This is a genomic window from Streptococcus pseudopneumoniae, assembly GCF_001072315.1.
GTDB lineage: Bacteria > Bacillota > Bacilli > Lactobacillales > Streptococcaceae > Streptococcus > Streptococcus pseudopneumoniae_R.
Window position 1 is genome coordinate 31135 of sequence record NZ_JVLI01000009.1, and the last position, 23717, is coordinate 54851.

A 23717-nucleotide genomic window follows, 5' to 3' on the forward strand; every position below is an offset into this window, starting at 1 on the left:
CACGGAGGAAAACATTATGTTAAAAATGACTCTTAACAACTTGCAACTTTTCGCCCACAAAAAAGGTGGAGGTTCTACATCAAACGGACGTGATTCACAAGCAAAACGTCTTGGAGCTAAAGCAGCTGACGGACAAACTGTAACAGGTGGATCAATCCTTTACCGTCAACGTGGTACACACATCTACCCAGGTGTAAACGTTGGACGTGGTGGAGACGATACTTTGTTCGCTAAAGTTGAAGGCGTAGTACGCTTTGAACGTAAAGGACGCGATAAAAAACAAGTTTCTGTTTACCCAATCGCTAAATAAAAAGGTCCAGTGAACCTTTTTATCCCGAGCCTTGAAATGTAAAGGCGAGGATGCTGAAATAGCATGAATAAGGCTTTCCGAGTTTTCGGAGAGCCTCTTTTTTTGTTTTGATACCCACGCTGATACCCATATTTTAAAAACCAATGTAAGAAGCGAATTTGTTACCTACTTTATCTGTTGTTGAAAAATTATAATCTAGTAGAATTTTTACAGTAATGAATTTTATAAAGGAATAAGATATTGCAAAAATTGCTAAGGTTTGATATTATAATTTTATCTGAGTAAGGAAGCAGGAATATGGAAAGGATGTGAACCTATATGAAAAAATTATTACTATGATAGTCTGTTCAATCTCTTTTCTTGTTCTATCAGCTTGTGTCAGTAAGAAAAAATTTATTCTTCCTGAACCTGAAACGATTTCTGTAATTTCTCTGCAGAAAAAAATCTCAGAAGATGTTAAAACAATAACCAAGAGAGAAGAAATCTCAAAGTTAATTAAGGAGATACAGAAACAGTCCAAATCTACAACTTTTGAGAGTTTCAATGATCAACCGACAAATGATAAAGATTACATCATTATCAAATTCACTCATCAGAATGAAGAAAATGATAGTGTAGTCTATCTATATACTAAGAAGAAAAGACAGTATATTGAGCAACCTTATGCTGGTATTTGGGAAGTAAATCCAGATATAGCCAATAGGATTGAAGAGATTTTTTCTAGTTGATTTATAGAATTCAAGAAATTTTTAGAGAGTTTTCTTGTATTATGTTTTAAACGGTAAATCAAAAAGATTTGCTGTTTTTATTTATTTGAACCAAAATGAGGACTGAAAAAGACATTATTCTAATTCTTGTATTGGGGTGTTAGACTCTTCATTGGAATTTGAAAATTTCCAGACTTTTTTCCTTTTTGGAAAACTTATAAAATATGGTATAATGAAAAGATAAAGAAGTTGGGGGTAGAAGATGAACATTCAACAATTACGCTATGTTGTGGCTATTGCAAATAGTGGTACTTTCCGTGAAGCTGCTGAAAAGATGTATGTTAGTCAGCCGAGTCTGTCTATTTCTGTTCGTGATTTGGAAAAGGAATTGGGCTTTAAGATTTTTCGTCGGACCAGCTCAGGGACTTTCTTGACTCGTCGTGGTATGGAATTTTATGAAAAAGCGCAAGAATTGGTTAAAGGATTTGATATTTTTCAAAATCAGTATGCCAATCCTGAAGAAGAAAAAGATGAATTTTCCATTGCCAGTCAGCACTATGACTTCTTGCCACCAACCATTACGGCCTTTTCAGAGCGTTATCCTGACTATAAGAACTTCCGTATTTTTGAATCAACTACTGTTCAAATCTTAGACGAAGTAGCGCAAGGGCACAGTGAGATTGGGATTATCTACCTCAACAATCAAAATAAAAAGGGGATTATGCAGCGCGTTGAAAAGCTGGGTCTGGAGGTCATTGAATTGATTCCCTTCCATACTCATATTTATCTCCGTGAGGGGCATCCTTTGGCTCAGAAAGAGGAATTGGTCATGGAGGATTTAGCGGATCTACCGACAGTTCGTTTTACTCAAGAGAAAGACGAGTACCTTTATTATTCAGAGAACTTTGTCGATACTAGTGCTAGCTCACAGATGTTTAATGTGACAGACCGTGCTACCTTGAATGGTATTTTGGAGCGGACGGACGCCTATGCGACAGGTTCTGGATTTTTAGATAGTGACAGTGTTAATGGCATTACAGTTATTCGTCTCAAGGATAACCTAGATAATCGCATGGTCTATGTTAAACGTGAAGAGGTGGAGCTTAGTCAAGCTGGGACCCTCTTTGTAGAAGTCATGCAAGAATATTTTGATCAAAAGAGGAAATCATGAAAAAAAGAGGAATAGTGGCAGTCATTGTACTGCTTTTGATTGGGCTGGATCAGTTGGTAAAATCCTATATCGTCCAGCAGATTCCACTGGGTGAAGTGCGTTCTTGGATTCCCAATTTCGTTAGCTTGACCTACCTGCAAAATCGAGGGGCAGCCTTTTCTATCTTACAAGATCAGCAGTTGTTATTCGCTGTCATTACTCTGGTTGTCGTGGTAGGTGCCATTTGGTATCTACATAAACACATGGAGGACTCACTCTGGATGGTCTTGGGTTTGACCTTGATTATTGCAGGTGGTCTTGGAAACTTTATTGACAGGGTGAGTCAGGGCTTTGTTGTGGATATGATCCACCTTGACTTTATCAATTTTGCAATTTTCAATGTCGCAGATGGCTATCTGACGGTTGGAGTGATTATTTTATTGATTGCAATGCTAAAAGAGGAAATAAATGGAAATTAAAATTGAAACTGGCGGCCTGCGTTTGGATAAGGCTTTGTCAGATTTGACAGAATTATCACGCAGTCTCGCGAATGAACAAATCAAATCAGGACAGGTCTTGGTTAATGGCCAAGTCAAGAAAGCTAAATACACAGTCCAAGAGGGCGATGTCGTCACTTACCATGTGCCAGAACCAGAGGTTTTAGAGTATGTGGCTGAGAATCTTCCGCTAGAAATCATCTACCAAGATGAGGACGTGGCCGTCGTTAACAAACCTCAGGGAATGGTTGTGCATCCGAGTGCTGGTCATACTAGTGGAACCCTAGTAAATGCCCTTATGTATCATATTAAGGACTTGTCGGGTATCAATGGGATTCTGCGTCCAGGAATTGTTCACCGTATTGATAAGGATACGTCAGGTCTTCTTATGATTGCTAAAAATGATGAGGCGCATCTAGCACTTGCTAAAGAACTGAAGGATAAAAAGTCTCTCCGCAAATATTGGGCGATTGTTCATGGAAATCTGCCCAATGATCGTGGTGTGATTGAAGCTCCGATTGGTCGTAGTGAAAAAGACCGTAAGAAACAGGCTGTGACTGCTAAAGGGAAGCCTGCAGTGACTCGTTTCCACGTTTTGGAACGCTTTGGTGATTATAGCTTGGTAGAGTTGCAGCTGGAGACAGGGCGTACCCATCAGATTCGTGTTCACATGGCTTATATTGGCCATCCAGTCGCTGGTGATGAAGTCTATGGCCCACGTAAGACCCTGAAAGGGCTTGGGCAATTTCTTCATGCCAAGACTTTAGGTTTTACTCATCCGAGAACAGGTGAGATTTTGGAATTTACAGCAGATATCCCAGAGATATTTAAGGAAACATTAGAGAGACTGAGGAAGTAAGAATGAAAAAGAAATTGACTAGTTTAGCACTTGCAGGCGCTTTTTTAGGCTTGTCATGGTATGGAAATGTTCAAGCTCAAGAAAGTTCAGGAAATAAAATTCACTTTATAAATGTTCATGAAGGTGGAAGTGATGCGATTATTCTTGAAAGCAATGGACATTTTGCCATGGTGGATACAGGAGAAGATTATGATTTCCCAGATGGAAGTGATTCTCGTTATCCATGGAGACAGGGTATCAATACAACTTATAAGCATGTTCTAACAGACCGTGTCTTTCGTCGTTTGAAGGAATTGGGTGTCCAAAAACTTGATTTTATTTTGGTGACCCATACTCACAGTGATCATATTGGAAATGCTGATGAATTACTGTCTACCTATCCAGTTGACCGAGTCTATCTTAAGAAATATAGTGATAATCGTATTACTAAGCCTAAACGTCTTTGGGATAATCTGTATGGCTATGATAAGGTTTTACAGACTGCCGCAGAAAAAGGTGTTTCAGTGATTCAAAACATCACACAAGGAGATGCTCATTTTCAGTTTGGGGACATGGATATTCAGCTCTATAATTATGAAAATGAATATGATGAGAATGGAAATCTTAAACCTGTTTGGGATGATAATTCCAATTCCTTGATTAGTGTAGTAAAAGTCAATGGCAAGAAAATTTATCTTGGGGGCGACTTAGATAATGTTCATGGAGCAGAAGACAAGTACGGTTCTCTCATTGGAAAAGTTGATTTGATGAAGTTTAATCATCATTTAGATACAAAAAACTCCAATACAAAAAATTTTATAAGAAATTTGTCTCCTGAGATAATTGTTCAAACTTCTTCCTCACCAATTGGTTCGTATGATAGCGGTGAAGAAATAAATAGGGAATATATTAGCTGGCTTGAATCAATGGGAATTCAACATATAAACGCAGCCAGCAAAGACTATGATGCGACAGTTTTTGATATTCGAAAAGACGGTTTTGTCAATATTTCAACATCCTACAAGCCGATTCCAAGTTTTCAAGCTGGTTGGCATAAAAGTGCTTATGGAAACTGGTGGTATCAAGCGCCTGATTCTACAGGAGAGTATGCTGTTGGTTGGAATGAAATTAAGAGTGACTGGTATTACTTTAACCAAACGGGTATCTTGTTACAGGATCAATGGAAAAAATGGAACAATCGTTGGTTCTATTTGACAGACTCTGGTGCCGCTGCAAAAAATTGGAAGAAAATTGATGGAATCTGGTATTATTTCAACAAAGAAAACCAGATGGAAATTGGTTGGATTCAAGATAAAGAACAGTGGTATTATTTGGATGTTGATGGCTCTATGAAGACAGGTTGGCTTCAATATAAGGGGCAATGGTATTACTTTGCTCAATCAGGGGAAATGAAAACGGGCTGGGTAAAAGATAAAGAAACCTGGTACTATATGGATTCTACTGGTATCATGAAGACAGGTGAGATAGAAGTTTCTGGTCATCATTACTATCTAGAAGAATCAGGAGCTATGAAGCAAGGCTGGCTTAAAAAGGCAAATGATTGGTATTTCTACAAGACAGACGGTTCACAAGCTGTGGGTTGGATTAAAGACAAGGATAAATGGTACTTCTTGAAAGAAAATGGTCAATTACTTGTGAACGGTAAGACACCAGAAGGCTATACTGTTGATTCAAGTGGTGTCTGGTTAGTGGATGTTCCGGTAGAGAAATCCGCTACAACTAGAGTTACAAGTAATTCAGAAATAAAAAAATCCAATGAAGTAGTGACAAAGGATTTTGAAAATAAAGAAACGAGTCAACATGAAAGTGTTACAAGTTCTTCAACTAGTCAGGATGTGACTTCTTCAACTTCACAAAGCTCTGAAACGAGTGCAAACAAATCGGAATCAGCACAGTAGTAAAAAAGAAGGTTTTAGGGCCTTCTTTTTCCTATCAACTCTTTTCTATTTCCTGCCATTCATGTTATAATGGATAAATATGAAGAATCGGAGTGAGACTATGAAATACAAACGGATTGTCTTTAAGGTAGGGACTTCTTCTCTGACAAATGAGGATGGAAGTTTATCACGTAGTAAGGTAAAGGCTATTACCCAGCAGTTAGCTATGTTGCACGAGGCTGGTCATGAATTGATTTTGGTGTCGTCGGGTGCCATTGCGGCTGGTTTTGGCGCCTTAGGATTTAAAAAGCGTCCGACTAAGATTGCTGATAAACAGGCTTCAGCAGCGGTAGGGCAAGGCCTTTTGTTGGAAGAATACACGACCAATCTTCTCTTGCGCCAAATCGTTTCTGCACAAATCTTGCTGACCCAGGATGACTTTGTGGATAAGCGCCGTTATAAAAATGCCCATCAGGCTTTGTCGGTTTTACTTAGCCGTGGCGCGATTCCCATCATCAATGAGAATGACAGTGTCGTTATTGATGAGCTCAAAGTTGGGGACAATGATACTCTAAGTGCCCAGGTAGCAGCCATGGTTCAAGCAGACCTTTTGGTCCTCTTGACAGACGTAGACGGCCTCTATACAGGAAATCCTAATTCAGATCCAAGAGCCAAACGCTTGGAGCGAATCGAGACCATCAATCGTGAGATTATTGATATGGCCGGTGGAGCAGGTTCTTCAAACGGAACTGGGGGCATGTTAACCAAAATCAAAGCTGCCACTATTGCGACAGAATCAGGAGTTCCTGTTTATATCTGCTCATCCTTGAAGTCAGATGCCATGATTGAGGCAGCTGAGGAGACCAAGGATGGTTCCTACTTTGTTGCTCAAGAGAAGGGACTTCGTACCCAGAAACAATGGCTTGCCTTCTATGCTCAGAGTCAAGGTTCTATTTGGGTTGATAAAGGGGCTGCAGAAGCTCTCTCTCAACATGGCAAGAGTCTTCTCTTATCTGGTATTGTTGAAGCAGAAGGAGCCTTTTCTTACGGTGATATCGTGACAGTATTTGACAAGGAAAGTGGAAAATCACTTGGAAAAGGACGCGTGCAATTCGGAGCATCTGCTTTGGAGGATATGTTGCGTTCTCAAAAAGCCAAGGGTGTCTTGATTCACCGTGATGACTGGATTTCCATTACTCCTGAAATCCAACTACTCTTTACAGAATTTTAGAGGTAAACTATGGTAAGTACACAAGAACAATTTGAACAGGTACAGGCTGTTAAAAAATCGATCAATACAGCGAGTGAAGAGGTGAAGAACCAAGCCTTGCTAGCCATGGCTGATCACTTATTAGCAGTTACTGAGGAGATTTTAGCAGCTAATGCTCTTGACATGGAAGCGGCCAAAGGTAAAATCTCGGATGTGATGCTGGATCGTCTTTATTTGGATGCAGGACGTATTCAAGCGATGGCAACTGGTATTCGTGAAGTGGTTGTTTTACCAGACCCCATCGGTGAAGTATTAGAAACCAATCAGCTTGAAAATGGTTTGGTTATCACCAAAAAACGTGTAGCTATGGGGGTCATCGGTATTATCTATGAAAGCCGTCCAAATGTGACGTCTGATGCGGCTGCTTTGGCTCTCAAGAGTGGAAATGCAGTTGTTCTTCGTAGTGGTAAGGATGCCTATCAAACAGCACATGCTATTGTCACAGCCTTGAAGAAGGGTTTGGAGACGACTACTATTTACCCAGATGTGATTCAACTGGTGGAAGATACCAGCCGAGAAAGCAGCTATGCCATGATGAAGGCCAAGGGCTATCTAGACCTTCTCATTCCTCGTGGAGGAGCTGGTTTGATCAATGCAGTGGTTGAGAATGCTATTGTGCCTGTTATCGAGACAGGAACTGGGATTGTCCATGTTTATGTCGATAAGGACGCAGATGAGGACAAGGCACTGTCTATCATCAACAATGCTAAAACTAGTCGTCCTTCTGTCTGCAATGCCATGGAGGTTCTGCTGGTTCATGAAGCCAAGGCAACAAGCTTCCTTCCTCGCTTGGAGAAAGTGCTGGTTGCAGATCGAAAAGAAGCTGGGTTGGAACCAATTCAATTCCGCTTGGATGAGAAAGCAAGTCAGTTTGTTTCAGGTCACGCAGCTGAAGCACAAGACTTTGACACCGAGTTTTTAGACTATGTCCTAGCTGTTAAAGTAGTTTCAAGTCTTGAGGAAGCCGTCGAGCATATTGAAGCACACAGTACTCATCATTCGGATGCCATTGTGACGGAAAATGCTGAGGCCGCAGCTTACTTTACAGATCAAGTGGACTCTGCAGCTGTCTATGTCAATGCCTCAACTCGTTTCACAGATGGAGGCCAATTTGGTCTTGGTTGTGAAATGGGGATTTCTACTCAGAAACTTCATGCGCGTGGCCCAATGGGCTTAAAAGAATTAACCAGTTACAAGTATGTAGTCGCTGGTGATGGACAGATAAGGGAGTAAGAGATGAAGATTGGATTTATCGGTTTGGGGAATATGGGAGCTAGTTTGGCCAAGGCTGTTTTGCAGGCCAAGACGGGTGATGATCTTCTCCTTGCCAATCGTAGTCAAGCTAAGGTGGATGCTTTCATTGCCAACTTCGGTGGTCAGGCTTCTAGCAATGACGAAATTTTTGCAGAAGCAGATGTGATTTTTCTAGGAGTTAAGCCTGCTCAGTTTTCTGAACTGCTTTCTCAATACCAGACCATCCTTGAAAAAAGAGAAAGTCTTCTTTTGATTTCCATGGCAGCTGGATTGACTTTAGAAAAACTCGCTGGTCTTCTTCCAAATCAACACAGAATTATTCGTATGATGCCAAATACTCCTGCTTCTATCGGTCAAGGAGTGATTAGCTATGCCTTATCTCCTAATTGCAGGGCTGAGGACAGTGATCTCTTTTGTCAGCTTTTAGCCCAGGCTGGTCTCTTGGTTGAACTGGGAGAAGGATTAATCGACGCGGCGACAGGTCTTGCAGGTTGTGGACCGGCCTTTGTCTATCTCTTTATTGAGGCCTTGGCAGATGCAGGTGTTCAGACAGGATTACCACGAGAAATAGCATTGAAAATGGCAGCACAAACTGTGGTAGGAGCTGGACAGTTGGTTCTAGAAAGCCAAGAGCATCCTGGAGTCTTAAAAGACCAAGTTTGTAGCCCAGGCGGTTCGACTATCGCTGGTGTAGCAAGCCTAGAAGCGCATGCTTTTCGAGGAACGGTCATGGATGCAGTTCATCAAGCCTACAAACGAACACAAGAATTAGGTAAATAAGAGGTAGTTTTATCTGCCTCTTTTATGGTGGTTGAAATGAGAAGAAAAAAAGATTGTCACAAACACCCATTTTTTTGATAGAATAGAAGTAGTAAAAAAGAAATGAGTTAGACATGTCAAAAGGATTTTTAGTCTCTCTTGAGGGACCAGAGGGAGCAGGAAAGACCAGTGTTTTAGAGGCTCTGCTCCCAATTTTAGAGGAAAAAGGGGTAGAGGTGCTGACGACCCGTGAACCAGGAGGTGTCTTGATTGGGGAGAAGATTCGTCAAGTGATTTTGGACCCAAGTCATACTCAAATGGATGCCAAGACAGAACTTCTTCTCTATATTGCCAGTCGCAGACAGCACTTGGTGGAAAAAGTTCTCCCTGCCCTTGAAGCTGGTAAGTTGGTCATTATGGACCGCTTCATCGATAGTTCCGTTGCCTATCAGGGATTTGGTCGTGGCTTGGATATTGACGCCATTGATTGGCTCAATCACTTTGCGACAGATGGCCTTAAACCCGATTTGACACTCTATTTTGACATCGAGGTGGAAGAAGGGCTGGCTCGCATTGCTGCTAATAGCAATCGTGAGGTCAATCGTTTGGACTTGGAAGGTTTGGACTTGCATAAAAAAGTTCGTAAAGGTTATCTTTCTCTCTTGGAAAAAGAAGGAAATCGCATTGTCAAGATTGATGCTAGTCTCCCTTTGGAACAAGTTGTGGATGCTACCAAGGTAGTCTTATTTGACAGAATGGGCTTGGGGCTTGGCTAAATGAAACAAGAAGAATTAAAGGCTTGGCAGCCAGACCAGTTTGACCGCTTTGTCCGTATCCTAGAACAAGACCAGCTCAATCATGCCTACCTCTTTTCAGGTTTCTTTGGAAGCTTGGAAATGGCGCAGTTTTTGGCTAAAAGTCTCTTTTGCACGGATAAGGTAGGCGTTCTACCATGTGAGAAATGCCGAAATTGTAAGCTGATTGAACAGGGAGAATTTCCCGATGTCACCTTGATTAAACCAGTCAATCAGGTCATTAAGACAGAACGCATCCGGGAATTGGTGGGACAGTTTTCTCAAGCAGGGATTGAAAGCCAGCAACAGGTCTTTATTATCGAGCAAGCTGATAAAATGCATCCTAACGCAGCTAATTCTCTGCTCAAGGTCATCGAAGAACCCCAGAGTGAAGTTTATATTTTTTTCTTGACCAGCGATGAGGAAAAGATCTTACCAACAATTCGAAGTCGGACCCAGATTTTCCACTTTAAAAAGCAAGAAGAAAAACTCATCTATCAATTAGAACAAGCAGGTCTGGTCAAGAAAAAAGCAACTCTTTTAGCCCAGTTTAGTCAATCGCGAGCTGAAGCAGAAAAGTTGGCTAATCATGCAAGTTTTTGGACCTTGGTCGATGAAAGTGAACGCTTACTGACTTGGTTAGTAGCTAAGAAAAAAGAAAGTTATCTGCAAGTTGCCAAACTAGCTAGCTTGGCAGATGACAAGGAAAAACAAGATCAGGTTTTACGGATTCTTGAAGTCCTCTGTGGGCAGGACCTCCTGCAAGCAAGAGTAAGAGTGATTCTACAAGATTTGCTAGAAGCTAGAAAAATGTGGCAAGCTAATGTCAGCTTTCAAAATGCCATGGAATATCTGGTCTTGAAAGAAATATAAACTCAAAAATGAACGATAATGAAAGGAAAGGGCTGTTTTATGGACAAAAAAGAATTATTTGACGCGCTGGATGATTTTTCCCAACAGTTATTGGTAACCTTGGCCGATGTGGAAGCCATCAAGAAAAATCTCAAGAGCTTGGTAGAAGAAAATACAGCTCTTCGCTTGGAAAATAGTAAGTTGCGCGAACGCTTGGGTGAGGTGGAAGCAGATGCTCCTGTCAAGGCTAAGCATGTTCGTGAAAGTGTCCGTCGCATTTACCGTGATGGATTTCACGTTTGTAATGATTTTTATGGACAACGTCGGGAGCAGGACGAGGAATGTATGTTTTGTGACGAGTTGTTATACAGGGAGTAGGCATGCAGATTCAAAAAAGTTTTAAGGGGCAGTCTCCCTACGGCAAGCTGTACCTAGTGGCAACGCCGATTGGCAATTTAGATGATATGACCTTTCGAGCTATTCAGACCTTGAAAGAGGTGGACTGGATTGCTGCTGAGGACACGCGCAATACAGGTCTTTTGCTCAAGCATTTTGACATTTCTACTAAGCAGATCAGTTTTCATGAGCACAATGCCAAGGAAAAGATTCCTGATTTGATTGGTTTCCTGAAAGCAGGACAAAGTATTGCTCAGGTTTCTGATGCGGGTCTGCCTAGCATCTCAGACCCTGGTCATGATTTGGTTAAGGTAGCCATTGAGGAAGAAATTGCTGTTGTCACAGTTCCAGGTGCCTCTGCAGGAATTTCTGCCTTGATTGCCAGTGGTTTAGCGCCACAGCCTCATATCTTTTATGGTTTTTTACCGAGAAAATCAGGCCAGCAAAAGCAATTTTTCGACTTGAAAAAAGACTATCCAGAAACCCAGATTTTCTATGAATCGCCTCATCGTGTGGCAGATACTTTGGAAAATATGCTAGAAGTCTATGGTGAGCGCTCGGTTGTATTGGTTAGAGAATTGACCAAAATCTATGAAGAATACCAAAGAGGTACCATTTCTGAATTGATGGAAAGCATCGCTGAAACGCCACTCAAGGGCGAATGCCTTCTCATTGTTGAAGGTTCCATTCAAGATGTGGAAGAAAAAGACGAGGAAGACTTATTCTTAGAAATCCAAGCTCGTATCCAGCAAGGCATGAAGAAAAATCAAGCTATCAAGGAAGTAGCTAAGATTTACCAGTGGAATAAGAGTCAACTCTACGCTGCCTATCACGACTGGTAAGAAAAACAAGAAAATGACTAAACAGGGAAGTTTGCCTTCTTCCCTTTTTTTGTTATACTAGTAGAAGAAAAAATAGAAAGATTTGTGGGTGCCAAACAATCCAGTGGCTTGTTTGGAGATGGACTGAGGTTCCACCCAAAGAGGTATTAGTGTCGTGTCTCAATCTTATATCAATGTTATCGGTGCTGGTTTGGCAGGTTCTGAAGCAGCCTACCAAATCGCAGAACGTGGTATTCCAGTTAAACTCTATGAAATGCGTGGTGTCAAGTCAACACCCCAGCACAAAACAGACAATTTTGCAGAGTTAGTTTGTTCTAATTCCCTTCGTGGGGATGCTTTGACAAATGCAGTGGGTCTTCTCAAGGAAGAAATGCGTCGCTTGGGTTCTGTTATTTTGGAATCTGCTGAGGCTACACGTGTTCCTGCAGGTGGAGCCCTTGCGGTGGACCGTGATGGTTTCTCTCAAATGGTGACCGAAAAAGTGGCCAATCACCCCTTGATTGAAGTGGTTCGTGATGAAATTACAGAATTGCCGACAGATGTTATTACAGTTGTGGCGACTGGTCCTTTGACCAGCGATGCCCTAGCTGAGAAGATTCATGCCCTTAATGATGGCGATGGTTTCTATTTCTACGATGCGGCAGCGCCTATTATCGACGTCAACACCATCGATATGAGCAAGGTCTATCTCAAGTCTCGTTATGATAAGGGAGAAGCAGCCTATCTCAATGCGCCTATGACCAAGCAAGAATTTATGGATTTCCATGAAGCCTTGGTCAATGCGGAAGAAGCACCGCTCAATTCTTTCGAAAAAGAAAAGTATTTTGAAGGTTGTATGCCTGTTGAAGTCATGGCTAAACGAGGTATTAAAACCATGCTTTATGGTCCTATGAAACCAGTGGGTCTGGAGTATCCAGACGACTATACTGGACCTCGTGATGGCGAATTCAAAACACCGTACGCGGTTGTTCAACTTCGTCAGGACAATGCGGCTGGTAGCCTCTACAATATTGTCGGTTTCCAGACTCACCTCAAATGGGGAGAACAAAAGCGTGTCTTCCAAATGATTCCAGGTCTTGAAAATGCTGAGTTTGTTCGTTATGGTGTCATGCACCGCAATTCTTATATGGATTCACCAAACCTTCTTGAGCAAACCTATCGTTCCAAGAAACAGCCAAACCTCTTCTTTGCTGGTCAGATGACGGGTGTGGAAGGCTATGTAGAGTCAGCTGCTTCAGGCTTGGTTGCGGGAATTAACGCGGCTCGTCTCTTCAAGGGAGAAAGCGAGGCTATTTTCCCAGAAACAACAGCGATTGGAAGTCTGGCTCATTACATCACCCATGCCGACAGCAAACACTTCCAACCAATGAATGTCAATTTCGGAATTATCAAGGAGTTGGAAGGTGAGCGTATCCGTGATAAGAAGGCTCGTTATGAAAAAATTGCAGAGCGTGCTCTTAGCGACTTAGAGGAATTTTTAACAGTCTAATTTTTTTGAAAGAATTGCTCATGATACTATAAAAATCTTAGAAATTGTGATAAAATAGGTAGGATAAAAAAAGGAGAGTGAAAATGGCGAATCCCAAGTATAAACGTATTTTAATCAAGTTATCAGGTGAAGCCCTTGCCGGTGAACGTGGCGTAGGGATTGATATCCAAACAGTTCAAACAATCGCAAAAGAGATTCAAGAAGTTCATAGCTTAGGTATCGAAATTGCCCTTGTTATCGGTGGAGGAAATCTCTGGCGTGGGGAACCTGCTGCAGAAGCAGGAATGGACCGTGTTCAGGCAGATTACACAGGAATGCTTGGGACTGTTATGAATGCTCTTGTGATGGCAGATTCATTGCAACAAGTTGGTGTCGATACGCGTGTACAAACAGCTATTGCCATGCAACAAGTGGCTGAGCCTTATGTCCGTGGACGTGCCCTTCGTCACCTTGAAAAAGGCCGTATCGTTATCTTTGGTGCTGGAATTGGTTCACCTTACTTCTCAACAGATACAACAGCGGCCCTTCGTGCAGCTGAAATCGAAGCGGATGCTATCCTTATGGCTAAAAATGGCGTAGATGGTGTTTACAATGCCGATCCTAAGAAGGACAAGACAGCCGTTAAATTTGAAGAATTGACCCACCGTGACGTTATCAATAAAGGCCTTCGTATCATGGACTCAACAGCTTCAACCCTCTCAATGGATAACGATATTGACTTGGTTGTCTTCAACATGAACCAACCAGGCAACATTAAACGTGTCGTATTTGGTGAAAATATCGGAACAACAGTTTCAAATAATATAGAAGAAAAGGAATAAGAAAGATTATGGCTAACGCAATTATTGAAAAAGCTAAAGAGAGAATGACCCAGTCTCACCAATCACTTGCTCGTGAATTTGGTGGTATCCGTGCTGGTCGTGCCAATGCAAGTTTGCTCGACCGTGTACATGTAGAATATTATGGAGTAGAAACTCCTCTTAACCAAATCGCTTCAATTACGATTCCAGAAGCGCGTGTTTTGTTGGTAACACCATTTGACAAGTCTTCATTGAAAGACATCGAACGTGCCTTGAACGCTTCTGATCTTGGTATCACACCAGCTAACGACGGTTCTGTTATTCGTTTGGTTATCCCTGCTCTTACAGAAGAAACTCGTCGTGACCTTGCTAAAGAAGTGAAGAAGGTTGGTGAGAATGCTAAGGTGGCTGTCCGCAATATCCGTCGCGATGCTATGGACGAAGCTAAGAAACAAGAAAAAGCAAAAGAAATCACTGAAGACGAATTGAAGACTCTTGAAAAAGACATTCAAAAAGTAACAGACGATGCTGTTAAACACATCGATGACATGACTGCCAATAAAGAGAAAGAACTTTTGGAAGTCTAAGAAATAAACAGAAAAACTCAGTTGGCATTGCTGGCTGAGTTTTATTCGAAAGAAGGAAATATGAATACAAATCTTGCAAGTTTTATCGTTGGACTCATCATCGATGAAAATGACCGTTTTTACTTTGTGCAAAAGGATGGTCAAACCTATGCTCTTGCTAAGGAAGAAGGTCAACATACAGTAGGGGATACGGTCAAAGGTTTTGCCTACACGGATATGAAGCAAAAACTCCGCCTGACAACCTTAGAAGTGACTGCCACTCAGGACCAATTTGGTTGGAGTCGTGTCACAGAAGTACGCAAGGACTTGGGTGTCTTTGTGGATACAGGCCTTCCTGACAAGGAAATCGTTGTGTCACTCGATATTCTCCCTGAACTTAAGGAACTCTGGCCTAAGAAGGGTGACCAACTCTACATACGTCTTGAAGTGGACAAGAAAGATCGTATCTGGGGCCTCTTGGCCTATCAAGAAGACTTCCAACGTCTGGCTCGTCCTGCCTACAACAATATGCAGAACCAAAACTGGCCAGCCATTGTTTACCGTCTCAAGTTATCAGGAACTTTTGTTTACCTGCCAGAAAACAACATGCTTGGCTTTATTCATCCTAGCGAGCGCTACGCAGAGCCACGTTTGGGTCAAGTCTTAGATGCGCGTGTCATTGGTTTCCGTGAAGTGGACCGCACTCTGAACCTCTCCCTCAAACCTCGTTCTTTTGAGATGTTGGAAAATGATGCTCAGATGATTTTGACCTACTTGGAAAGCAATGGCGGTTTCATGACCTTAAATGATAAATCATCTCCTGATGACATCAAGGCTACCTTTGGTATTTCTAAAGGTCAGTTTAAAAAGGCACTTGGTGGCTTGATGAAGGCTGGCAAAATCAAGCAAGACCAGTTTGGGACAGAGTTGATTTAGGGTGGCATATGAGAAAATCATTTTACACTTGGCTCATGACCGAGCGCAATCCTAAAAGCAACAGTCCCAAGGCCATATTGGCAGACCTAGCTTTTGAAGAGTCTTCCTTCCCAAAACACACCGATGATTTTGATGAGGTGAGTAGATTTTTGGAGGAGCATGCCAGTTTCTCTTTTAACCTAGGAGACTTTGACGCTATCTGGCAAGAATACTTAGAACACTAGCATGATTCACTGGGTTTGGGCTAGTAATTTCTCCACCCCTTTGCTATAATAAAAAGAAATAAAAGGATTAGAGAGGTTCTTTATTTGAAGGAACATTCAATAGATATTCAACTAAGTCATCCAGATGACCTGTTTCATCTTTTTGGTTCCAATGAGCGCCATCTCCGTTTGATGGAAGAAGAGCTCGATGTGGTGATTCATGCTCGTACGGAGATTGTCCAGGTTTTGGGCAAAGAGACTGCCTGTGAGGAAGCCCGTCAGGTTATCCAGGCATTGATGGTCTTGGTGAATCGTGGGATGACCGTTGGTACGCCAGATGTGGTGACTGCAATTAGTATGGTCAAAAACGATGAAATTGACAAGTTTGTCGCCCTTTACGAAGAAGAAATCATCAAAGATAATACAGGGAAGCCGATCCGTGTCAAAACCTTGGGTCAAAAACTTTATGTGGACAGTGTCAAACAGCATGATGTGACCTTTGGAATCGGACCCGCAGGAACAGGGAAGACCTTTCTTGCAGTGACCTTAGCAGTGACCGCCCTTAAACGTGGGCAAGTCAAGCGAATTATCCTAACTCGTCCAGCAGTGGAAGCAGGTGAGAGTCTTGGATTTCTTCCGGGTGACCTCAAGGAAAAGGTCGATCCTTACCTTCGCCCTGTTTATGATGCCTTGTATCAGATTCTGGGAAAAGACCAAACGACTCGTCTCATGGAGCGTGAAATTATCGAGATTGCGCCCCTTGCCTATATGCGTGGACGAACCTTGGATGATGCCTTTGTCATTCTCGATGAGGCGCAAAATACGACCATCATGCAGATGAAGATGTTTTTGACTCGTTTAGGTTTTCATTCTAAGATGATTGTCAATGGAGATATCAGTCAGATTGACCTGCCACGTAATGTCAAGTCCGGTTTGATTGATGCTCAAGAAAAACTCAAGAATATTCACCAAATTGACTTTGTTCATTTTTCAGCCAAGGATGTGGTTCGCCATCCAGTTGTCGCTCAGATTATCCGAGCTTATGAACCAGCTCCAGTTAAAAAAGAAGAGAGTGAAGAGTTAGAGTCTCAACCTCTATTTGAAGGATAGTTCTTTTGTACTTAAAGTTATCTCAATACCAAGTATAAATTTGCGTTTTAAATATTTCATTCAATATCCTTATCTTAGTTAGAAACTTTTCAAGTGGTGGAATCCTATGGAATCAATCTTTTTAAAACTAGCACAGTATCCAATAGTGGAGACAGAGCGTTTATTGCTTAGACCTGTAACCTTGAATGATGCGGAAGCTATGTTTGAGTATGCCTCGGATAAGGATAATACACGTTACACTTTTCTAACCAATCAAAATTTAGAAGAAACTAAAAATAATATTGCTCAGTTTTATTTAGCCAATCCATTAGGGCGTTGGGGAATAGAACTGAAATGCAATGGCAAATTTATTGGAACCATTGACTTGCACAAGATTGATTCTGTTCTTAAGAAGGCAGCTATTGGCTACATTATCAATAAAAAGTATTGGAATCAAGGATTGACGACAGAAGCCAATCGTGCCGTAATTGAGCTAGCTTTTGAGAAGATAGGGATGAATAAGTTGATTGCTCTTCACGATAAGGACAATCCTGCATCTGGAAAGGTCATGGAAAAATCAGGAATGCATTTTTCTCACGAAGAACCTTATGCTTGTATGGACCAGCATGAAAAAGGCAGAATCGTTACAAGAGTTCATTATATCCTCACCAAGGAAGACTATTTTGCAAATAAATAAGCAGTTGAGAAGAAATTTTCAACTGTTTTTTTCTTCCTCTTACGAATAATCTAAGAGAGGAGAAAATATGGAAGCAATTATCGAGAAAATTAAAGAGTATAAAATCATTGTCATCTGTACTGGTCTGGGCTTGCTTGTAGGCGGATTTTTCCTGCTAAAGCCAGCTCCACACATACCTGTCAAAGAAACGAATTTGCAGGCAGAAGTTGCAGCTGTTTCCAAGGATTCGGTATCCGAAAATGAAGTGAAGAAGGAAGAACCGGTTGAACAAGATCTAATCACAGTAGATGTAAAAGGCGCTGTTAAAGCACCTGGAATTTATGATTTGCCGGTAGGTAGTCGGGTCAATGATGCCGTTCAGAAGGCTGGTGGCTTGACAGAGCAAGCAGACAGCAAGTCGCTCAATCTAGCTCAGAAAGTTAGTGATGAGGCTCTGGTTTACGTTCCAACTAAGGGAGAAGAAGCAGCTAGTCAGCAGGCAGGTTCTGGAGTGGCTTCTTCAACAAGCAAGGACAAGAAGGTCAATCTCAACAAGGCTAGTCTGGAAGAGCTTAAACAGGTCAAGGGATTAGGTGGCAAACGAGCCCAGGATATTATTGACCATCGTGAATCAAATGGAAAATTCAAGTCGGTTGATGAACTTAAGAAGGTCTCTGGCATTGGTGCTAAAACGATAGAAAAGCTAAAAGACTATGTTACAGTGGATTAAGAATTTCTCTATTCCCCTAATTTACCTGAGTTTTCTGTTACTTTGGCTTTACTACGCCATTTTCTCATCATCTTATCTCGCATTGCTAGGTTTTGTTTTTCTGCTAGTCTGTCTCTTTATTCAATTTCCTTGGAAATCAGCAGGCAGAGTTCTAGTGATTTGTGGAGTCTTTGGCTTTTGGTTTCTGTTTCAAAATTGGCAACAGAGCCAAGCGAGTCAAAATTTGGCGGATTCTCTTGAGAGTGTACGGATTTTGCCTGATACTATTAAGGTCAATGGTGACAGTCTATCATTTCGTGGCAAGTCTGATGGACGCATTTTTCAAGTCTATTATAAACTCCAGTCCGAGGAGGAGAAAGAAGTCTTTCAAGCTTTAACCGACCTTCATGAGATAGGACTAGAAGGGAAGCTTTCGGAGCCAGAAGGGCAGAGAAATTTTGGTGGCTTTGACTACCAAGCCTATCTGAAGACTCAGGGGATTTACCAGACTCTCAATATCAAAAAAATCCAGTCACTTCAAAAGGTTGGCAGTTGGGATATAGGTGAAAACCTGTCCAGTTTACGTCGAAAGGCTGTGGTTTGGATTAAGACGTACTTTCCAGACCCTATGCGCAATTACATGACAGGTCTCTTGCTAGGATATCTGGACACCGACGTTGAGGAGATGAATGAGCTTTATTCTAGTCTAGGAATTATCCACCTCTTTGCCTTGTCGGGGATGCAGGTAGGCTTTTTCATGGATGGATTTAAGAAACTTCTCTTGCGATTGGGCTTGACCCAAGAAAAGTTGAAATGGCTGACTTATCCCTTTTCCCTTATCTATGCAGGACTGACAGGATTTTCAGCATCAGTTATTCGCAGTCTATTGCAGAAGCTACTGGCTCAACATGGCGTTAAGGGTTTGGATAATTTTGCCTTGACGGTCCTTATCCTCTTTATCATCATGCCCAACTTTTTCTTGACAGCAGGAGGTGTTTTGTCCTGCGCTTATGCTTTTATCTTGACCATGACTAGTAAAGAAGGAGAGGGGCTCAAGGCTGTTGCCAGAGAAAGTTTAGTCATTTCCTTGGGAATATTGCCTATTTTGTCCTTTTATTTCGCAGAATTTCAGCCTTGGTCCATCCTCTTGACCTTTGTCTTTTCCTTTCTATTTGACTTGGTCTTTTTACCGCTCTTGTCTGTCTTATTTGCCCTTTCCTTTCTCTATCCAGTCATTCAGCTGAATTTTATTTTGGAATGGTTGGAGGGAATGATTCGCTTTGTATCACAGGTGGCAAGTAGACCTCTGGTCTTTGGACAACCCAATGCATGGCTTTTAGTTCTATTGTTAATTTCCTTGGCTTTGGTCTATGATTTGAGGAAAAACATTAAAAGGCTAGCAGTATTGAGCTTGTTGATTACAGGACTCTTTTTCTTGACAAAGCATCCACTGGAAAATGAAATTACCATGCTTGATGTTGGGCAGGGGGAAAGTATTTTCCTACGGGATGTAAATGGGAAGACCATTCTCATAGATGTAGGTGGCAAGGCAGAATCTGATAAGAAAATCGAAAAATGGCAAGAAAAGGCGACGACCAGCAATGCACAGAGAAGCTTGATACCCTATCTCAAAAGTCGAGGAGTAGCCAAGATTGACCAGCTAATTTTGACCAACACTGACAAGGAACATGTTGGAGATTTGTTGGAGGTGACCAAGGCTTTCCATGTAGGCGAAATTTTAGTGTCAAAAGGCAGTTTGAAACAGAAGGAATTTGTAGCAGAACTACAGGCGACTCAAACCAAGGTTAGTAGTGTGTCAGTGGGAGAGAACCTTCCAATTTTTGGAAGTCAGTTAGAAGTCCTATCTCCAAGGAAAATGGGAGATGGAAATCATGAAGATTCTCTGGTTCTGTATGGGAAACTCTTGGATAAGTATTTTCTTTTCACAGGAAATTTGGAGGAGAAAGGAGAGAAGGACTTGTTGAAGCAGTATCCTGACCTAGAGGTGGATGTTTTGAAAGCTAGCCAACATGGCTCTAAAAAATCATCAAGTTCAGCCTTTCTAGAACAACTCAAACCAGAGTTTACTCTCATCTCAGTTGGAAAGAACAATCGAACCAAACTCCCCCATCAGGAAACTTTGACACGACTGGAAGGTATCAATAGCAAAGTATATCGAACTGACCAGCATGGAGCTATACGCTTTAGGGGGTGGAAAAATTGGAAAATCGAAACGGTTGGTTAATTTTTCCTTCTAAAGGTGAATTTTAAGTTCAAGTTAGCCATCAAGAAGTCTTCTCTGGGTGACTTGTAGTTCAAGCATTTTTTAGGATAGTTATTAATCCAATTTTCGATGAATGCGACTTCTTTGGGAGTCGTTTTCTTAGTTCCCTTAGGTAACCATCTACGAATGAGCCTGTTGTGATTCTCATTAGTTCCCCTTTCCCAAGAGGCATAGGGGTGTGCATAATAGATATGTTCCTTAGAAAACACATCAAACAATCGGTTGAATTCCGTTCCATTATCTGCCGTAATGGATAGAATCTGGTGTTGTTTTAAGATGAGTTTTAGAGCCTGATTGACCGCCTCAGCGCTTTTATTTGGAATCAATCGGATAATCTGATGCCTACTCCTTCGATCAGTTAAGACCAGTAAACAATAATTTTTCGCTCTTGTAAGTAGAACCGTATCAATCTCATAATGCCTATTTTCCAATCGCAGATTGATAACTTCAGGACGCTGTTCGATAGATTGACCAGCGGGTTTAAAATTGGAGCTAGCTTGTTTCTTAACAGATTTTCCTTTTCTAGGATAGAGCAGATCCTGTTTGGTTAACCCCAATTTTCCATGATGAATCCAGTAGTAGATGGTAGAAATGCCCACGTTAACCTCCTTAGCCTTGACCATCATTTCATGAGAAAACTTTTGATTATGATAGCGGAGAATCTTTTCCTTTAGTTCTTTGGTTAAGCTTGATTTCTTGACCGAGTGCTTGCGATTGCTTTCATAAGCTTGTTGAGCATAGTCGGCAGAATAAACCTTTTTGAAGCGCCCTTTTCCAACACATTGTAGAATTGTCCCGCGCTTGATTTCAGTGTGGATAGTTTGAGGAGCTTTTCCAAGTAGAGAAGCAATTTTTCTATTTGATTTCCCTTCTTTTTTCCATCTTTCGATTAAGCGACGGCTATCGATTGTCAAATGTTTGCCTTTTGTAGTATAATTGTCTTGCATCTCTGTGCCTTTCTTGTGTTTGTGGTTGAACAACAAGTATAACACAGAGGTGTTTTCTTATGCCTAAATTAGCTTTCATTTGGTAAGAGGAACCCTTGAAGCTGTTTTGTCAAATGAAATCGAAGACTAGCTATCAGCTAGTTGAACCATCTAATTTTTAGGAGGGCTGGGTGGCTAACTTCATTATAGAACACTATTTTTTCCTTCTAAACCAACTTTTCTTCTATATATAGGAGCTAAGTCTTGACAGTTATGGCAAAATGGTTTACACTTTATAAAGTTTATTACTTTGAAAAGGTGTGATACTGTGGCTACGGCAACAAAAAAGAAAAAATCAACAGTTAAAAAAAATCTAGTAATCGTGGAGTCGCCTGCTAAGGCCAAGACGATTGAAAAATATTTAGGCAGAAACTACAAGGTTTTAGCCAGTGTCGGGCATATCCGTGATTTGAAGAAATCCAGTATGTCCGTCGATATTGAAAATAATTATGAACCGCAATATATCAATATCCGAGGAAAAGGCCCTCTCATCAATGACTTGAAAAAAGAAGCTAAAAAAGCTAATAAAGTCTTTCTGGCGAGTGACCCGGACCGTGAAGGAGAAGCGATTTCTTGGCATTTGGCCCATATTCTCAACTTGGATGAAAATGATGCCAACCGTGTGGTCTTCAATGAAATCACCAAGGATGCGGTCAAAAATGCTTTTAAAGAACCTCGTAAGATTGATATGGATTTGGTCGATGCCCAACAGGCTCGTCGTGTTTTGGATCGCTTGGTCGGGTATTCGATTTCGCCTATTTTGTGGAAGAAGGTCAAGAAGGGCTTATCAGCAGGGCGCGTACAGTCCATTGCGCTTAAACTCATCATTGATCGTGAGAATGAAATCAATGCTTTTCAGCCAGAAGAATACTGGACAATTGATGGCGTCTTTAAAAAGGGAACCAAGCAATTTCAGGCATCCTTCTATGGAGTAGATGGCAAAAAGCTGAAACTGACCAGCAATGACGAGGTTAAGGAGGTCTTGTCTCGTCTGACTAGCAAAGATTTTTCAGTAGATCAGGTAGATAAGAAAGAGCGCAAACGCAATGCTCCTTTACCTTATACTACTTCATCTATGCAGATGGATGCTGCCAATAAAATCAATTTCCGTACTCGAAAAACCATGATGGTTGCCCAACAGCTCTATGAAGGGATTAATATTGGTTCTGGTGTGCAAGGTTTAATTACCTATATGCGTACCGATTCGACTCGTATCAGTCCAGTGGCGCAAAATGAAGCAGCAAGTTTCATTACAGACCGTTTTGGTAGCAAGTATTCTAAGCATGGTAGCAAGGTCAAAAATGCTTCAGGAGCTCAGGATGCCCACGAGGCGATTCGTCCGTCTAGTGTCTTTAATACACCTGAAAGTATTGCTAAGTATTTGGACAAGGATCAGCTCAAGCTTTATACTCTTATTTGGAATCGTTTTGTAGCGAGTCAGATGACAGCGGCTGTCTTTGATACCATGGCTGTTAAATTGTCTCAAAATGGGGTCCAATTTGCTGCCAATGGTAGTCAGGTTAAGTTTGATGGTTATCTTGCTATTTATAATGATTCTGATAAGAATAAGATGTTACCAGATATGGCTGTTGGAGATGTGGTTAAGCAGGTCAATAGCAAACCAGAGCAACATTTCACTCAACCGCCTGCTCGTTATTCTGAAGCGACATTGATTAAGACCTTGGAGGAAAATGGGGTTGGACGTCCGTCAACCTACGCACCGACCATTGAAACTATTCAGAAACGTTATTATGTTCGCCTTGCAGCCAAACGCTTTGAACCGACAGAGTTGGGAGAAATTGTTAACAAGCTCATCGTTGAATATTTCCCAGATATCGTAAACGTGACCTTCACGGCTGAAATGGAAGGAAAACTGGATGATGTCGAAGTCGGAAAAGAGCAGTGGCAACGTGTCATTGATGCCTTTTACAAACCATTCTCTAAAGAAGTCGCCAAGGCTGAAGAAGAAATGGAAAAAATCCAGATTAAGGATGAACCAGCTGGATTTGATTGTGAAGTGTGTGGCAGTCCAATGGTCATTAAACTTGGTCGTTTTGGTAAGTTCTACGCTTGTAGCAATTTCCCAGATTGCCGTCATACCCAAGCAATCGTGAAAGAGATTGGTGTTGAGTGTCCAAGTTGTCATCAGGGACAAATCATTGAGCGTAAAACCAAACGTAACCGCCTCTTCTATGGTTGCAATCGCTATCCAGAATGTGAATTTACCTCTTGGGATAAGCCTGTTGGTCGTGACTGTCCAAAATGTGGCAACTTCCTCATGGAGAAAAAAGTCCGTGGTGGTGGCAAGCAGGTTGTTTGTAGCAAGGGTGACTACGAGGAAGAAAAGATTAAATAAGAGGAGAGTCCTGAAAGTGAATTTCAGGCTCTTTTTGGTTAGAACTTGACAAAATT

At 41.5% G+C, this 23717-nt stretch carries 24 protein-coding genes and 1 pseudogene; 23 read left to right on the plus strand and 2 right to left on the minus strand.

What is annotated here, in order from left to right; translation table 11 throughout:
• Positions 1 to 16: 16 nt before the first annotated feature.
• Positions 17 to 310 carry a 50S ribosomal protein L27 gene (gene rpmA, locus ADH54_RS00470; RefSeq protein WP_000916509.1) on the plus strand — a complete coding sequence of 98 codons (294 nt, stop codon included), beginning with the start codon at positions 17 to 19 and terminating at the stop codon, positions 308 to 310.
• Positions 311 to 618: 308 nt separating this feature from the next.
• Complete coding sequence (locus ADH54_RS00475; RefSeq protein WP_399553672.1) at positions 619 to 1038, plus strand: DUF5301 domain-containing protein; 420 nt, start codon at positions 619 to 621, stop codon at positions 1036 to 1038.
• 174 nt (positions 1039 to 1212) lie between these two features.
• Here the strand turns inward: ADH54_RS00475 and ADH54_RS12310 are convergent.
• Positions 1213 to 1287: pseudogene (locus tag ADH54_RS12310) on the minus strand (AraC family transcriptional regulator); the annotation flags it as partial.
• Here ADH54_RS12310 and ADH54_RS00480 point away from each other — a divergent pair.
• The 20 genes from ADH54_RS00480 to ADH54_RS00575 all read left to right on the plus strand — a co-directional run bounded on the left by ADH54_RS00480 (position 1280) and on the right by ADH54_RS00575 (position 20280).
• Positions 1280 to 2188 carry a LysR family transcriptional regulator gene (locus tag ADH54_RS00480; RefSeq protein WP_001025693.1) on the plus strand — a complete coding sequence of 303 codons (909 nt, stop codon included), beginning with the start codon at positions 1280 to 1282 and terminating at the stop codon, positions 2186 to 2188. The pseudogene ADH54_RS12310 and the gene ADH54_RS00480 overlap by 8 nt on opposite strands.
• Positions 2185 to 2646: a signal peptidase II gene (lspA, locus tag ADH54_RS00485; RefSeq protein ID WP_049523371.1), complete on the plus strand. Its 462-nt coding sequence runs from the start codon at positions 2185 to 2187 to the stop codon at positions 2644 to 2646. The genes ADH54_RS00480 and lspA overlap by 4 nt, the downstream gene beginning before the upstream one ends.
• On the plus strand, positions 2636 to 3523 hold the full coding sequence (locus ADH54_RS00490) for an RluA family pseudouridine synthase (protein WP_049523373.1): 888 nt from the start codon (positions 2636 to 2638) through the stop codon (positions 3521 to 3523). Before lspA ends, ADH54_RS00490 begins: the two co-directional genes overlap by 11 nt.
• 2 nt (positions 3524 to 3525) lie before the next feature.
• Positions 3526 to 5421, plus strand: coding sequence for an MBL fold metallo-hydrolase (locus ADH54_RS00495; RefSeq protein WP_049523375.1), 1896 nt, complete (start codon positions 3526 to 3528; stop codon positions 5419 to 5421).
• Positions 5422 to 5521: 100 nt separating this feature from the next.
• On the plus strand, positions 5522 to 6631 hold the full coding sequence (gene proB / locus ADH54_RS00500) for a glutamate 5-kinase (RefSeq protein WP_049523376.1): 1110 nt from the start codon (positions 5522 to 5524) through the stop codon (positions 6629 to 6631).
• A 9-nt stretch (positions 6632 to 6640) separates the two neighbouring features.
• Complete coding sequence (locus tag ADH54_RS00505) at positions 6641 to 7903, plus strand: glutamate-5-semialdehyde dehydrogenase (RefSeq protein WP_049523378.1); 1263 nt, start codon at positions 6641 to 6643, stop codon at positions 7901 to 7903.
• A gap of 3 nt (positions 7904 to 7906) precedes the next feature.
• Positions 7907 to 8704, plus strand: a complete 798-nt coding sequence (gene proC, locus ADH54_RS00510; RefSeq protein WP_049523380.1) for a pyrroline-5-carboxylate reductase — start codon at positions 7907 to 7909, stop codon at positions 8702 to 8704.
• 113 nt (positions 8705 to 8817) lie between these two features.
• A complete protein-coding gene (gene tmk, locus ADH54_RS00515) occupies positions 8818 to 9459 on the plus strand; it encodes a dTMP kinase (protein WP_049523382.1) in 642 nt (213 codons plus the stop codon).
• On the plus strand, positions 9460 to 10350 hold the full coding sequence (locus ADH54_RS00520) for a DNA polymerase III subunit delta' (protein WP_049523384.1): 891 nt from the start codon (positions 9460 to 9462) through the stop codon (positions 10348 to 10350).
• Positions 10351 to 10389: 39 nt separating this feature from the next.
• A complete protein-coding gene (yabA, locus tag ADH54_RS00525) occupies positions 10390 to 10707 on the plus strand; it encodes a DNA replication initiation control protein YabA (protein ID WP_000358228.1) in 318 nt (105 codons plus the stop codon).
• 2 nt (positions 10708 to 10709) lie between these two features.
• Positions 10710 to 11567, plus strand: coding sequence for a 16S rRNA (cytidine(1402)-2'-O)-methyltransferase (gene rsmI / locus ADH54_RS00530; RefSeq protein ID WP_049523385.1), 858 nt, complete (start codon positions 10710 to 10712; stop codon positions 11565 to 11567).
• 154 nt (positions 11568 to 11721) lie between these two features.
• On the plus strand, positions 11722 to 13056 hold the full coding sequence (trmFO, locus tag ADH54_RS00535; RefSeq protein WP_049523387.1) for a methylenetetrahydrofolate--tRNA-(uracil(54)-C(5))-methyltransferase (FADH(2)-oxidizing) TrmFO: 1335 nt from the start codon (positions 11722 to 11724) through the stop codon (positions 13054 to 13056).
• 83 nt (positions 13057 to 13139) lie between these two features.
• Positions 13140 to 13877 (plus strand): UMP kinase, encoded by a 738-nt coding sequence (pyrH, locus tag ADH54_RS00540; RefSeq protein ID WP_000002996.1) that lies wholly within the window; start codon positions 13140 to 13142, stop codon positions 13875 to 13877.
• Positions 13878 to 13885: 8 nt separating this feature from the next.
• Positions 13886 to 14443: a ribosome recycling factor gene (gene frr, locus ADH54_RS00545; protein ID WP_001262225.1), complete on the plus strand. Its 558-nt coding sequence runs from the start codon at positions 13886 to 13888 to the stop codon at positions 14441 to 14443.
• A gap of 60 nt (positions 14444 to 14503) precedes the next feature.
• Positions 14504 to 15358 (plus strand): RNA-binding virulence regulatory protein CvfB, encoded by an 855-nt coding sequence (gene cvfB, locus ADH54_RS00550; RefSeq protein ID WP_049523389.1) that lies wholly within the window; start codon positions 14504 to 14506, stop codon positions 15356 to 15358.
• An 8-nt stretch (positions 15359 to 15366) separates the two neighbouring features.
• Positions 15367 to 15582, plus strand: coding sequence for a YozE family protein (locus tag ADH54_RS00555; RefSeq protein WP_001232089.1), 216 nt, complete (start codon positions 15367 to 15369; stop codon positions 15580 to 15582).
• 84 nt (positions 15583 to 15666) lie between these two features.
• Complete coding sequence (locus ADH54_RS00560) at positions 15667 to 16671, plus strand: PhoH family protein (RefSeq protein ID WP_049523390.1); 1005 nt, start codon at positions 15667 to 15669, stop codon at positions 16669 to 16671.
• A gap of 106 nt (positions 16672 to 16777) precedes the next feature.
• On the plus strand, positions 16778 to 17347 hold the full coding sequence (locus tag ADH54_RS00565; RefSeq protein ID WP_049523392.1) for a GNAT family N-acetyltransferase: 570 nt from the start codon (positions 16778 to 16780) through the stop codon (positions 17345 to 17347).
• Positions 17348 to 17414: 67 nt separating this feature from the next.
• Complete coding sequence (locus ADH54_RS00570) at positions 17415 to 18056, plus strand: helix-hairpin-helix domain-containing protein (RefSeq protein ID WP_049523395.1); 642 nt, start codon at positions 17415 to 17417, stop codon at positions 18054 to 18056.
• Complete coding sequence (locus ADH54_RS00575) at positions 18040 to 20280, plus strand: DNA internalization-related competence protein ComEC/Rec2 (RefSeq protein ID WP_049523397.1); 2241 nt, start codon at positions 18040 to 18042, stop codon at positions 20278 to 20280. The genes ADH54_RS00570 and ADH54_RS00575 overlap by 17 nt, the downstream gene beginning before the upstream one ends.
• Here the strand turns inward: ADH54_RS00575 and ADH54_RS00580 are convergent.
• Positions 20277 to 21266 (minus strand): IS30 family transposase, encoded by a 990-nt coding sequence (locus tag ADH54_RS00580; protein ID WP_049523399.1) that lies wholly within the window; start codon positions 21264 to 21266, stop codon positions 20277 to 20279. The two genes, ADH54_RS00575 and ADH54_RS00580, sit on opposite strands and share 4 nt — an antisense overlap.
• A 307-nt stretch (positions 21267 to 21573) precedes the next feature.
• On the opposite strand from ADH54_RS00580, the gene topA reads away from it, so the two are divergent.
• Positions 21574 to 23661, plus strand: coding sequence for a type I DNA topoisomerase (gene topA / locus ADH54_RS00585; protein ID WP_000179659.1), 2088 nt, complete (start codon positions 21574 to 21576; stop codon positions 23659 to 23661).
• The last annotated feature ends 56 nt before the right edge of the window (positions 23662 to 23717 follow it).